Genomic DNA, 14,500 nt, shown 5'->3' with positions numbered 1-14,500 from the left:
TTAAGGGGGTTAGGGGGTCAATTGTTCAAACCCTAACATCTTTTGCTTTTCCGCGGTTGGTATAGCTGTTGGCTTGCTCGTTGTATAATCGACAGCGATACAAACCGTTTTTCCTTTACTGCAAATTACTTCTTCATTTCCCTTAATTTTTACAATCTGATATTCCAGATCAAAGCTTGTATTTCCAATTCTTGAAGTTTTTACGTGAACGGCAATCTTATCATTCATCACAATAGGTAGAATATAGTCTAATTCTGCGTGAGCAATCACAATTCCGGTCTTTTTCCAATCCCACTTAATAATCTCTTCCCAATATTTTGTCCTTGCAATTTCCAGGTAAGTGAAGTAGACAGAATTGTTTACATGGCCCATCATATCAAAATCAATAAAACGTAAGTGAATGCTCGTTTTATAGTTAAACTGGTCCGAAAACGCTCTTATATCTGACAGTTTGTCTTTGTTTTTTGAAATAGATTGCCATAATGTCTTAAATATCATAAATATCTGGTTTGGTATATAAGTTGAATAAAGGTTAATATCAAATAAAAAACAAAAAAATTTGGATATGACACTTGTAAATTTTAACAACAGAACTCGTAACACAGCACCTTACTTTAACAATGTTTTTGATTCATTGTTTAGCGATGCAGTGACTAAAAACAAAATGGTTGACAAATCGCCAAATGTAAATATTTACGAAAACGAAACCGCCTACGTTATTGAACTGGCTGCACCGGGTTTAAAAAAAGGAGATTTTCAAATCAACTTAAAAAAAGACACACTTTCTGTGTGGGCAGAAGTTAAAAAGGATGAAACCCAACAAGCTAAAGATTTTACTCGTAAAGAATTTGACTACAGCTCATTTGCAAGGTCATTTAATTTACCTGATTCTGCTGACGGTGACAACATTACCGCTGAATATAAAGACGGTATTTTAACTATCAACATCAGCAAAAAAGATGATGCTAAATTACAACACAAAGAAATTGTAGTATCGTAATAAAAGCGTTTTTCGACAGAGGATTTTTCATAATAGTTTAGTTTTAGGAATAAGGTTATGAAGCTTGCATCAGCTCGGTAGTGTGGTTGATTTAGTTGATGGCTGCTGCAGGTTTCATAATAGTTTAAGTTTAGGTTTATAAGGTTAGCATTGGATGATGCTAACCTTATTTTTTTATATTGTTGCATTTGTCATTAAATCTTGTGTCTAAACAAATCAGTTTACGATGCCAATGAACTAATGATTTTTGTTATTTTTGCGGTATGGCAAGAGAAATTCTGGACACTAAACGTAAAGCACTTAAGATTAACCTCGACCCGAGAATTTACGGTACTTTCGCCGAAATTGGAGCCGGACAGGAAGTTTCCCGAAACTTTTTTAACGCAGGCGCGGCATCAGGAACGGTTGCAAAAACCATGTCTGCCTATGATATGACTTTCAGTGACGCAATTTACGGAGCAGAATCTAACGGACGCTATGTTTCTCAAAACCGACTTTTGCAAATGCTGGATCACGAATTCGGTTTGCTCAATGAGCGCCTATCAGGTGAGAAATATGAAAGCAGAACATTTTTCGCATTTGCTGATACAGTTACAACTTTAAATTACAAACGTACAAATGAACCCCATGGTTGGGTTGGAATTCGTTTCCAGGATGAGCCAGGGGGTTTCCCTAACGAAATATTTTTTCATGTTCGTTTACTAGACACCGATGTGAATATGCAGCAACGTGTGTTAGGGATTATTGGCGTGAATTTACTATATGCTGCTTTTTATCATTATAAAGATCCCAAATTAATGGTAGAATCTCTGGCTGATAACCTGACTATTGGTTCAGTTGAGATCGACCTAATTTCTGTTAAAGGTCCTGCGTTTCCTGAAGTCGATAATATCTTACTTAATCTTTATATGATTATGAAGGACTTTTCAGCAGCAGCGATTTTCGATTCAGATGCACATCCACGCCAGGCGAAAGATTTATTATATAAAAAGGATATCATGATTTTGAGAACCAAATATGGTCAGAAATCATTACCAAACTTCAATTTATTTAATAAAGCAACTGATCAGTTTAAACGCACAAATAGCGTTGAGGACGGAAATCTTGCTGTGATGATTGAAGTTTTATTAACCAACGTTTTGACCGATGATGATGAAACACCTGATGACATTGATTTGGAAACTGTTGCCAAACGTGCACAAGAGATGTGTGATACAGGTAATATCGTAATCGTATCTAATTTTACTCGTCATAACCGCCTGGCAAAATATTTAGCCAGGTGCAAACCAAAAAGTGTAGGTCTGGCAACCAACATTAACAATCTGAAATTTGTATTCAATTCAACAAATTTTAAAGGAGAAAATTATTCAGGTCAATTACTGAGTTACGTAAATGATATGTTTAATACAAACGTTCGATTATTTGCATATCCTTTCTTAGATAAGAAAACGAATGAGGTGGTAACAACCACAAATATGCCAGTCACTCCTGAGGCAAAGCCGCTTTTTGATTTCCTCTTGATAAATGGATACATTACTGATATTGAGGATTATGAGAATGACGAAGTAAAGACAGTTTAGATATTCGTTTTTGATGTGTCACCTTAGTTATTCCATATCCACTCAAAGCTAAGCAGAAGTTGTTAATGACTGCGGAGTTGAGTGCCGCGCTCATTTACTTCTAAGACATGCCTTAATCCACATTTCAAGGCAAAATTATTCCTTTGATGTCCAACTGGAAAATCAAAAGCGATGGGGTAGTCATATGCTGCAACCTTCTCCATAATAATTTCGTAAATGTTTTTTCCGAACTCTTCTCCTGCATCATCAGGCTTAACCTTGAAACCGCCAACAATTAATCCTTTCAGATTTTTTAGCTTCCCACTACGTTTTAAATTCCAAAGCATTCTGTCAATACTGTATAGGTATTCGCCCGTATCTTCAATAAATAGAATTTTGTTGTTAGTATCTAAATCTGAATCACTGCCCGCCAGGGTCTCAATTATGCTCAAATTTCCACCAACCAGAATTCCATCAACCTTTCCATATTTATTATTTGGATTAACAGGAGCTGTATAATTCATTCGCCCACCAATTATCGCATCCCTGATTGATAAAATAGTTTCAATTTGAATGGGTTCTGCTTTCGTCCAATCGTCAGGAAAACTATTGCACATTTTTGAATGAATGGATGCAATACCATAATTTTTTGCTAAATGGCAATGCAGCACGGTAATATCACTAAAACCAATAATCCATTTTGGATTTCTTTTAAATAATGAAAAATCCAGGTTATCTATTATCCTAATAAAACCATAACCACCACGGGCACACATAATGGCTTTTATGTTCGGATCATCAAGCATTTTTTGAAAATCAGCTAATCTTTCCTCATCGGTACCACCATAAGTGAAATCCCGTTTACCAATAGTTTCGCCGATCTTTATGTTGAAACCCCAACTCTGCATCTGCAGAACTGATGGCTGAATTTGCTCCGGTGTGATAAATCCTGCAGGGCTACTTATTCCAATCGTATCGCCTTGTTTTAAATATGGAGGAATTTTAAATAATGAATCTTCATCCTCTTTAGTGCTGGTAGCTAAAGCTTTAAAAGCAGGAAGTACACCTGCAGCAGCAATAAACGAAGAAAGAAAATGTTTTCTATTCATTTAAATAGTAGATGTTTGTTGGGTTAGCTAATATATGATTTAAAATTCTTGCATAAAAGAAAAGGGATTTATATCCATAAATCCCTTTTTTTAAACCAAACAAATTAATCTGTGAAAGATTAGTATAATGTGAATTATATAGTTAACCGATAAGTAAATAAAATGTTTTAAGATTTTTTAGAAAAATGTTCTTTCGCCGCTTTATCTTCATTTCGACTGGTGCCCAGCGGAACAGAGAAATCTTTTAAACATGTAGTATTTTATTACAAAGAGCGCTCCACCTTGAGCGAACGAACTATTTAAGTCCAAATAATACGACAGTTTATAACTGATGTTTATAGTTATTACTCGCATTTAGAATGACAGAAAATTGACGTAAAAAGTAAAGGCTATCCATCGCGAACAGCCCTTGCTAACAACAAAACAAATATAAGATAACCAAATATTACCTAATCGAGCAGAATCAGGTTTAAGTGTTATGAGTTACACTTAGCGGCCTAGTAATGGATTCGAACCATTATATGATAGTTTATGAAACCTCAACTTCCCAATCGGTCAACTGGCCGTGTAAATTAAACTGGCTTTAACGCTAAAAAATCTTTTAGTTCCTTTACCTCATCCTGATTCAGCTTATCTTTGTCTTTTAAAGCCTGTTCGCTTACAACTTCCGTTTTAATTTGATAATTTAAATTTGGATAGTCATGTATTGCTGGATATTGGAAATAGATGGACATGATTTCTGCATTTAACTGTTAACATTCTTTTTTTAATTAAGGACTGCTATTGAGGCAAATATATAAATAAGTATATAATATCTATAGAATTAATAGTATTTAATTTAAAAAACCATTTAACTTTCTTATAATCAGCAACTAATTTTATTTTTGATATTATTATTTAAAATACGGTGTATCTAAATATTAAGAATGTTACCAATTTTAATGAGAATGATGCTTTGGACACCTGAATTACCCATTGATTTGCGGCATTTATTATCAGTCCTTAAATTCAATTTCTCAAAAGCTAATTATTTTAAGGATATTTGCATTTTCAAACATTAAAAAGATAGGCGTGTCATTAGAAAAATTAAAACTGAGTAAACCACTTGTTGCAGCCATGACTGATGCAGGATTTTTAACTCCAAAGGAAATCCAAACCAAAACCATGTCTCGGATTTTAGGTGGCCAGGATGTTATTGCAGTGGGTCCGGAGGGGTCGGGTAAAACAACAACTTATGTTTTAGCTACTTTAATGAAATTAAAATATGCATTTGAAGAAGCACCAAGGGCTTTAATCCTGGTTCCTGATGCAGAACATGTTGATCATGTCCTGGAGCAATTTGCGCTATTAAACCGCAACAGCACATTCAGGATTTTGGGAATCGATAGTCGTGGCACTATTGAAACACAAATGAATGAGATTACTGATGGCTGCGATATTATCGTAGCTGTTCCGGATAGGGCGCGTGCGTTATATTTAAAACTTGCTTTAAATACGAATAAAATCCAGTTGTTTATTGTTGATAATGCGGAGCTTATTGTGAAAAAGGGCTTACAATTGCCGGTTGTAGAATTGGCAAATAGTGCATATAAATCTCAACACGTCGTATTTACGGAAGTAATGCACGAAAAACTTAACCACATGATTTCGCCTTTCATTAAAGATTCTGCTACGACCATCGAAGTTGAAGAAATAGGCGAAAAGCAAGCAGAGGTGTATCCGCAAATGTTATATCAGGTTCCAAATTTCAGAACCAAATTAAATTTATTAACCTTACTGTTAAACGATACTGAATTTTTTGAAAAAGTAGTCGTGTTCGTAAACACGCGGCTAACTGCTCAAACTGTTTTTAAAAATTTTAATAATCCTAAAGAAGGAGAAATAAGTATTTATCGTTCCTTATTTTTTGATGATAAAGGTTATGATGATATTGAGGATTTCAAATCAAATCCTGATGCCAGGGTTTTGATTGTTGCCAATGAAAACCTGGTTGATTTAGATATTCATGGCATACCGTTTATTCTTCATTTTGAATTGCCTGAACAAAAAGAAACTTTGATTCAGCGTATTGTTAAACATGAAGATGAAGAAGTCGTTGCCATTACGTTCTCTACAGATATTGAATTAATTGAGGTAAAGAAAATTGAGCAAGCTATTGGTCAGCGAATGGAAGTAATGGACTTGCCAGAGGATTTGAAAATTGTGGATGCTGCCGCAAAACCTAAGAAAAAGAAAAAAGAGGAAGATGAGGAAACATCTGAACGTGGTGCCGCTTTTCACGAAAAAAAAGCCAGTAATTTAAAGAACTATAATTACAGCGCCGGCACTAAGGCAAAAATGACTTATAAGAATAAAAAAGGTTTGTCTTAATAATAGGTTGTCATTGCAAGGCAGGAAGCACTTAAAACAGATATTTGTAAACGCAAAAGCCCCGATTATAATCGGGGCTTTTGCGTTTCATTATATGATCAATTAATATAATGTAAATTCTACACGACGGTTTGCCTGACGTCCAGATGCACTTTTGTTAGTTGCAATTGGTTGATCTGGTCCGTAACCTGTAGCTTCAATTCTGGATGCATTAGCACCTTGCGAAACTAAATAAGCTTTAACGGATTCTGCTCTATCTTTAGATAAACGTAAGTTTAATTCTCTACCACCAGTATTATCTGTGTGACCGGCTAATTTTAAACTAAAGTTTTTCTCCATTAATAAAGTAGCAACTCTGTTTAAAGTAGTATAAGATTTAGAACGAATAGTTGATTTACCTAAATCGAATTCTAAATTAGAAATCGCATCTCTCACCACTTTACGGTCAGCTTCTGTAATTACAGTTGTTTCTTTAATCACTTTGGTAGTTGGAGCAGCTAAAGGGCATCCTGAACCATCAACAACTGTTCCTGAAGGAGTTCCAGGGCATTTGTCAAATTTGTTTGCTACGCCATCGTTATCGTCATCAGCTAAATCTTTAGCATATTGCTCTCTGTCTCTTGCCGCATTTTGCTCTGCTGTAGATAATGCTCTTCTAAGTTCAGCACTTTCTTCCGCACTTTGTTTACGCAAGTCCGCAATTGCGCTGTAATTTTGCAGCTGAGGGTTTTCCTTATTACCCAAAGCAAATTCTAAACCTGCATGAGCATAAGAGAATCTACTTTCGTTGTAAGCACTTTTAACAGTCGCAGAAGATTTAATGAAATTGATGTCGTAGCCTAAATCAATATTGATGCCTTTAGATACACCCAATTTGAATCCAACACCAGTTGGAATGAACCATCCTTCTCTATCAGTAAAAGCTTGAACCGTCCCAACCTGAGAATCAGAGGACATGTAGCCGGCACCAGCCTTGATATAAGGGATTAAAACTGCATTCTCTGTATTTAAACTGAAGTTCGCAATGTTTAAAACGGCTGTTAATGACCCTGACCAATTAATTTTGTTTATTTGCTCAATGGTGCTCGTTGCATTCAATGTTTTAATTTCACCACGTAAAAAGTCAGCTTGTAAGCCTAAGGCAGGTAAAATCTGTTTTTTAACAAATGCACCATAGCCGATACTTTTAAATTCTTCAGCTTTTACACTTCCGCCTCCTAAAAATGTATTCTGGCTAAGAATACCACCGTGTGCACCAATGCTCCACGTTCTTAATGACTGCTTGCCAAATCTACCAGATGTAGTTGGAGTTTCTTGTGCAAATAGCTGTGATGATAGTCCCAATAAAGCAACCAACATTGTTGATTTTGTAATTCTCGAATTCATATTATTTCTATATTCTAATTTCAACTTAAACAGCTTTTTTGTGATACTGTTTTGAGTCAGTAGAGAAAAAAATCTGTCAAATAAAAAAAATATAAGGCAAAAATTTGTTAATCAATAAATTAGCGGCTTAAAATTTATTTCAAAAAAGTTACACAAATACAGAAAAAATGGATTAAAATGATTGTTGCAAGTAAATTTTAATCCATTTATAGTTGGTATATTAAGCAATTTTTTTAACAGCTTGTATTTTTTAAATGTCCTTCATCTTGAGAAAGGAATTTATAAATGATATTAGCTATTTTAATCAGGTTTATAAGCTTTTAATCACAAAATAATTTAGAACCTAGTTGACGAGATAACTAAAAATCAGACCTTCAGTTTAGCAAAGAAATCCCAAAAAACGATGCCTGCGGCGACCGTGATATTAAATGAATGTTTAGTACCAAACTGCGGAATTTCAATACAATTGTCAATCTTTGCCATCACTTCTTCACTAACGCCGTCAACTTCATTTCCAAAAATTAATGCATATTTTTTTGCTTTCTCCGGTGTGAAAGTATTCAGCATGGTACTATCCCTGGCTTGTTCAATTGCAATAATTTCATATCCTGAAGCGCTTAATTCATCGACAGCATGGACAGTTTCCGGATAATAAACCCAATCAACCGATTGTGTGGCACCTAAAGCTGTTTTTTCTATTTCCCGGTGTGGCGGTTGTGCAGTGATTCCGCATAAAACAATTTTCTCCAATGCAAATCCATCCGCGGTCCTGAAAATTGATCCAATGTTATGCATGCTTCTTACGTTATCTAAAACCACCACAACGGACAATTTTTCCTGTGCCTTAAATTCTTCTATATCCGGTCGATCTAACTCGTCTAATTTTAATTTTTTCATTTCAAGAAAATACGCTCTTCCCAATAAGGGATTCGATTAATGTATTTAACACTATAATTTTACGGGACCGTTACCAATTTCACTAATGTAGATTTCAGCTGGATAGCCGATTCGTTCTACGTAATAATCAGTCAGGTATTTGGCAAAATCTTCTTCAAAGCCTTTTTCTAACAATGCAATTGCACATCCACCAAAACCGGCACCTGTCATCCTTGCACCAATTACGTGTTCGTAGCCTGCACAAAAATCAACAACCGTATCTAATTCTTTGCCACTAACTTCATAAAGCTCTCTTAAAGATTTATGTGAAGCGTACATTAATCGGCCAAACTCATCTAGCTCACCAGCATTCAAAGCCTTTGCTGCTAAATGAACGCGATCATTTTCTTTAACAATATGAGTAGCCCGGTTTAAAATTGTCTCATCTTTGATCAAATGCTTATGTAAGGCAAATTTTTCAGCGCTCAGTTCACAAAGATTATTGAGCTTAACCTCCTCATTTAATAATTTCAAGGCCGTTTGGCATTCTTCAACACGCTCATTGTATTTGGAATCTGCCAATTCGCGAGGTTTTTTAGTATTTATAATGGCAAGCACATAATTACCTAAATTGACATCGACCATTTTATATTTAAGTGATTCACAATCCAAAACAATGGCCTTATCTTTTTCACCAAAGGCTACTGCAAATTGATCCATAATTCCAGAATTAAGTCCTATAAAGTCGTTCTCAACTCTTTTTGCAATTTTCACCAATGCAAGATTATCGTAGCCTAAATTGAAATAATTATTTAAAGCAAATGCAGTTGCAATTTCAATAGAAGCAGAGGAGGAAAGTCCTGAACCGATTGGAATATTTCCGAAATAGAGGAAATCCAGACCTGGGATTTCTTTGCCATCATTCAGAAATTCATTGATAACGCCAATCGGATAATTGGCCCAAAGGCTGCCATTTTTTTGGTGACTTTTATTACTTTCTACTTCAGTTTGCGCTTCAAAATTTAAACTTTTAAATCTGAATTTATTGTCGGAGTTTGGTGCAATCGCGATCCAGGTTCCCAGCGTGATTGCACAAGGCATAACTAAGCCACCATTGTAATCGATGTGCTCACCAATAAGGTTCACCCGGCCCGGTGTAAAATAAACTGCATCGGCATTGTTGTGGTATTGCTCGGCAAATTTTTCCTCAAGTTTGATTTTCATTTGTTAGAAAATATTTAAATATTGGTATGTTTGTTCAGTAAACAAAAGCCCTAAGTTACAATTTATGAGCATTCAGCAAACATCTACCGGAAAATTTATTGATGGAGAGGAAGTTATCGCAATAGAACTTACCAATAGCAAAGGAACCTGCGTTGAGGTACTTAATTACGGTGCAATAATTAATAAATTCACCGTTAAAAATGCCAAAGGCAGTTTGCAGGATATCGTTTTAGGTTTTGACGATCTGGAGCAGTATGTTAATGCCGCATATCTTGAAAACAATCCTCACATCGGAGCGGTGATTGGGAGGTATGCAAATCGCATAAAAGACGGTAAATTTAGTATTGGTAACGAGGATTATCAATTAATTAAAAATACAGGTACAGATTCAATTCATGGAGGAGTTATTGGTTTTGACAGGAAATTCTGGACTATAGTCGACTCAGAAGCGGACAATCAATCCATCGTAACGCTCGAATATGAAAGCGTAGATGGCGAAGAAGGCTTTCCTGGAAATTTGATAGTCGCTTTAACTTTCGAATTAACTGAAAATGACGAACTGATTTTAACTTACGAAGCCGAAACAGATAAAGCTACTGCTGTAAATTTGACACATCATGACTACTTTAACTTAGCACCAGGTGGCGGACGCATTGACAAACATAAACTGCAGATTTTTGCATCCAATTATTTAGAGCAAGATGAAAATTACTGTGTGACTGGAAAAATAATCCCGGTGGAAAACACGCCCTTTGATTTCCGAACAGAAAAAGAGGTTTCAAGAGACTGGAATCCAGAAGAAGGATATGACCAAACTTTTGTCCTGGACAAAATTTACGGGGATCTGACCTTGGCTTCCAAAACATTTGAGGATGAGAGTGGTTTAGTTTTAAGTGTATATACGACTGAGCCCGTTGCTCATGTATATACTTCCAAATATTTAAGAGTAAAAAATGGAAAGGGTGGAAGAGACTATGACGCATTTGATGCAATTTGTATTGAAACCCAGCACCACCCGAATGCTGTCAATATTGAGAAATTTCCGTCTACGGTTTTGCAGCCTGAAGATTTGTATACGCAAACAACGATTTTTAAGATATCAAATTACAAATAAATATGTTTAGCATCGAAGAAATTAAGGCATCGGAATCGAGAATAAAAACGGGAGCCGATTTTCCAAAATTCATCAAAAAGATTAAGGAAATGGGTGTTGTTAGAAATGATGTATATGTTTCGACCGGACTATCAGTTTATTTTGATAATGATGACTATTCAGTTCAAACGAGCCCTGATGAGTATCCACCGTCTTTAGTCATTAATGACGAATCTTCAGCAGATAAATTACAGCATGCTCTACAAGTTCACCAAAGAGGCGAAACGGATTATTATACATTTTGCAAGCAGGCTGCAGATGCCGGTGTAGAAAAATGGATTATTGATTTAATCGAAATGACCTGCACTTATTTAGATACCTCACAAAACGAGTTGGTGAAGGAAAAAATTCAATTAGCCTGATTTAGAAAATTTAAGAAATAACAAATACTAAATCCGTTCGAGAACCAATTTAATTGCATTTTCAACCACTTTATCTGGCTCTTTACTAAATTCGTACTTAACGCGACTGGCTAAAATAGCATTCACCGATAGTGCTTTATGTCCTAAAGCCTTAGCTAGTGCATATATTCCTGCAGTTTCCATTTCTAAATTGGTAATCCGATGTTGATTACTTTTAAAACTGCTAACCAATTCCACGAAATCTGGCACTGCGTTCTTAGCACGAACCCGACGTCCTTGTGGCGCATAAAAGCCTGGTGCAGTAACCGTGATTCCCCGTGGTAGGTCTTTCCCGATTGTATCTAACAAAACTTCAGAAGCGGCAATTAAGTACGGATGTATATTTGTTAAGTGATTGAAATGAGATTCAATATCACCAAGTAAGCTTTGCTCATCATCAGCTAAATCAATTAAATAATAATTCATCAGAGCATCCAGGCCTAAACCATAAGATGAAGCCAAAATAGTTCCGATAGGGATATCGCATTGTACAGCACCCGAAGTTCCGATACGGATAATATTCAAAGAGGTAAGCTGTTTTTTCACTTCCCTTTTTGCAAAATCGATATTTGCAAGCGCATCCAACTCGTTAAAAACAATATCGATGTTGTCCGTTCCGATTCCCGTAGAAAGTACGGTAACTCGTTTTTTTCCGACGAAACCAGTATGGGTTAAGAATTCGCGTTTGCCTTTTTTTAATTCTACATTATCAAAATACTTGCTCACTTCGCCCACACGGTCAGGATCACCAACTGTAATTATTGTTTCGGCTACATCTTCGGGTAAAAGTTTTAAATGATAAATACTTCCATCAGGATTAATGATTAAATCACTTTCCGCTATTTTCATATGTCTGCTAATTTGTATGAAGGTATTTGAGCCGAACACCATCAATTTTATCAAACTTAGTTAAAACTGGATTCAATTGTGCTTTTCTTACTTCAAATTTTAGAATACAGTTCGTATCGAAATGCTGACCAAGTACCTCCAACTGTTCATCTTTCACCAGTTTCATAACATCATTCATGTGCAAATATTCGAAATAAGCTTCGTAGATATCATTTACAGTTTTAGTAATAACATCTGATGTTTTAATAGCTTCCAAACTGGCCGATTTATATGCATTGATTAATCCGGGCACGCCAAGCAGGGTTCCGCCAAAATAGCGCACAACGACTATGAGTATATTTGTTAAATCTTCTGATAACAAACAATTTAAGATTGGCCTGCCGGCTGTTCCTGATGGCTCCCCATCATCACTCACTCTGAAAACGGATCTGTCAGGGGTTAATCGATAAGCATAACAAAAATGATTGGCCTTATTATGTTCATATTTAAGGCTTGTGATAATCGGCTTTACTTCCTCCTCAGAGCGAATTGGGTAGGCATAGGCAATAAACTTGCTACCTTTATCCCGAAAAATTCCTTCTGTCTTTCCAGAAATGGTTTTATAAGAATCGTCAAATAGCATTTAACTGAGATAATGTGATTAAAATAACGGCACAGATGGCAAGTGCTATTCCAAAATAATTGAGTTTAGACAATTTTTCTTTGAAAACGAATATGCCAACTAAAGTACCAACAACAATAACGCCTAAATTCATGGCGGCAAAAACAGTAGACGGGTTCGAGGATAACGCCTTATGAGCTTTTAAATAAAATAGAATATTGCCAAAATTAAACAATCCAAGTATCAGGCCACAGCCAATATTAACAAGCTGGAGTTTTGTTTTCTTTGTAATCACCATTATTGATACTATAATAAGCGAAACCAGGAAAGCAAGACAAAAAACAATAAACAACGATGTTGTATAAGGCAATTCTTTATACAGAGCAACTTGCTTGAAAAGCACATCGATAATGCCGAAACCTAAAAATACCATTATTGGATACAGCCAATCATTCAGGTTTGAACTACCTTCAGTTTTGCGAAAAAATGTTAAAACAATAGCAGTAAACCCCACGCCGAGTCCAATAAATTTCAGCTGGCTAAAATCTTCTTTAAAAATGAAATATGCAGCTAAAATTGGAATAAAAAGCGAAAGTCTTTGGGCGATATCTGTTTTAACAATACCCAGTTTTTTAACTGAAGCTGCGAGGAAAAGAAATATTGTGGGTAATAGCACGGCCAGACCCGAATAAATTGACCATGGCGCCGAATAACCTGCAAGTTTAATATCCGAATTGAAAAAGAGAAAGCAAAGTATTAACGCAGTTAAATAGTTAACTGTTACAGCTTGAATAATACTGATTCGGTATCTTTTGGCAAGCTTGAGCAAAACGGCAACAGTTACACTGCAACAAACACTTAAAATTATGTAAATCATTATGTTGTTTGATTTATATATATGGAAAGTTTATCTGATCCGAGTTGGATTTCTTCAGTTAAATTACCATTTATAACAGGTGAGGGGACGCCATTTATCCAACTGGTTGCAGACGTGAAAATACGTGCCTCGTCCCAGAGATTAGCAACTAAAAACTGCTTTAAAATATTTGCTCCGCCTTCAATAATTACAGACTGAATATCCATTAAATAAAGTTGGAATGCAATTTTCTGTGGTAGATAAAATCGCATGTCCTCCATTTGTATGTAATGTATATTCCCAACCACATCCGTCTTAATTTCGTTAAGGATAATGGTTTTCGCTTCTCCATTAAAAATATGACTGTTGTGAGGAACTTGCAATTCCCTGTCGATTACTAAACGAACTGGATTGTTACCCGGCCATTCGCGTGAAGTAAGCTGGGGGTTATCTATTATTGCGGTTTGCTTGCCAATCAATATGGCATCTTCCTCCGTACGCCACCTGTGTGCAATACGTTTTGCCAAACCGCCACTAATCCATTTCTGGTGACCATCTGCAGTTGCAAAATATCCGTTTGCCGTCTGGGCCCATTTTAAAATGATAAAAGGCCTTTGCTGTTGAATCCTGGTAAAAAAACGTCGGTTAAAAAACTTACATGTTTCATCCAAAACGCCACTTATCACATTAATTCCTGCATTTTTCAATTTCACAATGCCTTTACCATCTACACCTGAAAAAGGGTCCCTGTTGCCAATTACAACTTTTTTAAGTTGGTATTTAACAAACAAATCAGCGCATGGTGGTGTTTTCCCAAAATGGGCACAAGGCTCTAAGTTTACATAGGCTGTCGCTTTTTTGAGTAAAGTTTCGGCCTCTAAGCCATATTTATCAAATACAGATTTAATTGCATTCGGCTCAGCATGTGCTTGGCCAAATTTTTGATGATAACCTTCACCTATGATTTTATCACCAACAACAATAACGCAACCAACCATTGGATTCGGGCTAACACTCCCAATAGCTATAGCCGCCAATTCTAAACAACGCTTAATGTAAAATTCATCATTCATTAACGCAAAAGTAGTTAAATTATGACAAGGATGCCCGACCGAA

General features: G+C 35.9%; 15 protein-coding genes. 5 read left to right on the top strand and 10 right to left on the bottom strand.

Going from position 1 to position 14,500, the window contains the following annotated elements:
- Positions 1–9: 9 nt before the first annotated feature.
- Positions 10–498 carry a thioesterase family protein gene (locus tag ASF92_RS17000; RefSeq protein ID WP_056095988.1) on the bottom strand — a complete coding sequence of 163 codons (489 nt, stop codon included), beginning with the start codon at positions 496–498 and terminating at the stop codon, positions 10–12.
- A gap of 67 nt (positions 499–565) precedes the next feature.
- Here ASF92_RS17000 and ASF92_RS16995 point away from each other — a divergent pair, with 67 nt between their 5' ends.
- Positions 566–1,000, top strand: a complete 435-nt coding sequence (locus tag ASF92_RS16995) for an Hsp20/alpha crystallin family protein (RefSeq protein WP_056095987.1) — start codon at positions 566–568, stop codon at positions 998–1,000.
- A gap of 263 nt (positions 1,001–1,263) precedes the next feature.
- Positions 1,264–2,580: a hypothetical protein gene (locus ASF92_RS16990; RefSeq protein WP_056095984.1), complete on the top strand. Its 1,317-nt coding sequence runs from the start codon at positions 1,264–1,266 to the stop codon at positions 2,578–2,580.
- Between the two features lie 62 nt (positions 2,581–2,642).
- Here ASF92_RS16990 and ASF92_RS16985 read toward each other — a convergent pair whose 3' ends face one another.
- The gene (locus ASF92_RS16985; RefSeq protein ID WP_056095983.1) at positions 2,643–3,668 is read right to left on the bottom strand and encodes an LD-carboxypeptidase; all 1,026 of its coding nucleotides are present in this window, start codon (positions 3,666–3,668) and stop codon (positions 2,643–2,645) included.
- 572 nt (positions 3,669–4,240) lie between these two features.
- Positions 4,241–4,402 (bottom strand): hypothetical protein, encoded by a 162-nt coding sequence (locus ASF92_RS21090; RefSeq protein WP_157263956.1) that lies wholly within the window; start codon positions 4,400–4,402, stop codon positions 4,241–4,243.
- Positions 4,403–4,739: 337 nt separating this feature from the next.
- On the opposite strand from ASF92_RS21090, the gene ASF92_RS16980 reads away from it, so the two are divergent.
- Positions 4,740–6,038, top strand: a complete 1,299-nt coding sequence (locus ASF92_RS16980) for a DEAD/DEAH box helicase (RefSeq protein ID WP_056097095.1) — start codon at positions 4,740–4,742, stop codon at positions 6,036–6,038.
- A gap of 102 nt (positions 6,039–6,140) precedes the next feature.
- Here ASF92_RS16980 and ASF92_RS16975 read toward each other — a convergent pair whose 3' ends face one another.
- The 3 genes from ASF92_RS16975 to ASF92_RS16965 all read right to left on the bottom strand — a co-directional run bounded on the left by ASF92_RS16975 (position 6,141) and on the right by ASF92_RS16965 (position 9,524).
- Positions 6,141–7,424, bottom strand: a complete 1,284-nt coding sequence (locus ASF92_RS16975) for an OmpA family protein (protein WP_056095980.1) — start codon at positions 7,422–7,424, stop codon at positions 6,141–6,143.
- Between the two features lie 366 nt (positions 7,425–7,790).
- Positions 7,791–8,321 (bottom strand): RNA methyltransferase, encoded by a 531-nt coding sequence (locus tag ASF92_RS16970; RefSeq protein WP_056095977.1) that lies wholly within the window; start codon positions 8,319–8,321, stop codon positions 7,791–7,793.
- 51 nt (positions 8,322–8,372) lie between these two features.
- Positions 8,373–9,524: a galactokinase gene (locus ASF92_RS16965; protein ID WP_056095974.1), complete on the bottom strand. Its 1,152-nt coding sequence runs from the start codon at positions 9,522–9,524 to the stop codon at positions 8,373–8,375.
- Between the two features lie 64 nt (positions 9,525–9,588).
- On the opposite strand from ASF92_RS16965, the gene ASF92_RS16960 reads away from it, so the two are divergent.
- Positions 9,589–10,638: an aldose epimerase family protein gene (locus ASF92_RS16960; protein ID WP_056095969.1), complete on the top strand. Its 1,050-nt coding sequence runs from the start codon at positions 9,589–9,591 to the stop codon at positions 10,636–10,638.
- A gap of 2 nt (positions 10,639–10,640) precedes the next feature.
- Positions 10,641–11,039: a DUF1398 domain-containing protein gene (locus tag ASF92_RS16955; RefSeq protein WP_056095967.1), complete on the top strand. Its 399-nt coding sequence runs from the start codon at positions 10,641–10,643 to the stop codon at positions 11,037–11,039.
- A gap of 27 nt (positions 11,040–11,066) precedes the next feature.
- Here ASF92_RS16955 and ASF92_RS16950 read toward each other — a convergent pair whose 3' ends face one another.
- From ASF92_RS16950 to ribD, 4 genes are read right to left on the bottom strand one after another with little or no spacing between them, the layout of a single operon-like run.
- Complete coding sequence (locus ASF92_RS16950) at positions 11,067–11,927, bottom strand: nucleoside phosphorylase (RefSeq protein WP_056097093.1); 861 nt, start codon at positions 11,925–11,927, stop codon at positions 11,067–11,069.
- A 7-nt stretch (positions 11,928–11,934) separates the two neighbouring features.
- The gene (locus tag ASF92_RS16945) at positions 11,935–12,549 is read right to left on the bottom strand and encodes a YigZ family protein (protein WP_056095964.1); all 615 of its coding nucleotides are present in this window, start codon (positions 12,547–12,549) and stop codon (positions 11,935–11,937) included.
- Positions 12,539–13,405: a DMT family transporter gene (locus tag ASF92_RS16940; RefSeq protein ID WP_056095962.1), complete on the bottom strand. Its 867-nt coding sequence runs from the start codon at positions 13,403–13,405 to the stop codon at positions 12,539–12,541. Before ASF92_RS16940 ends, ASF92_RS16945 begins: the two co-directional genes overlap by 11 nt.
- Positions 13,405–14,457, bottom strand: a complete 1,053-nt coding sequence (gene ribD, locus ASF92_RS16935; RefSeq protein WP_056095959.1) for a bifunctional diaminohydroxyphosphoribosylaminopyrimidine deaminase/5-amino-6-(5-phosphoribosylamino)uracil reductase RibD — start codon at positions 14,455–14,457, stop codon at positions 13,405–13,407. The genes ASF92_RS16940 and ribD overlap by 1 nt, the downstream gene beginning before the upstream one ends.
- Positions 14,458–14,500 lie beyond the last annotated feature (43 nt).

Source organism: Pedobacter sp. Leaf176 (assembly GCF_001424305.1).
Classification (GTDB): domain Bacteria; phylum Bacteroidota; class Bacteroidia; order Sphingobacteriales; family Sphingobacteriaceae; genus Pedobacter.
The sequence above is the reverse complement of the archived record's forward strand: the minus strand, read 5'-3'. Positions and strand labels throughout refer to the sequence as shown.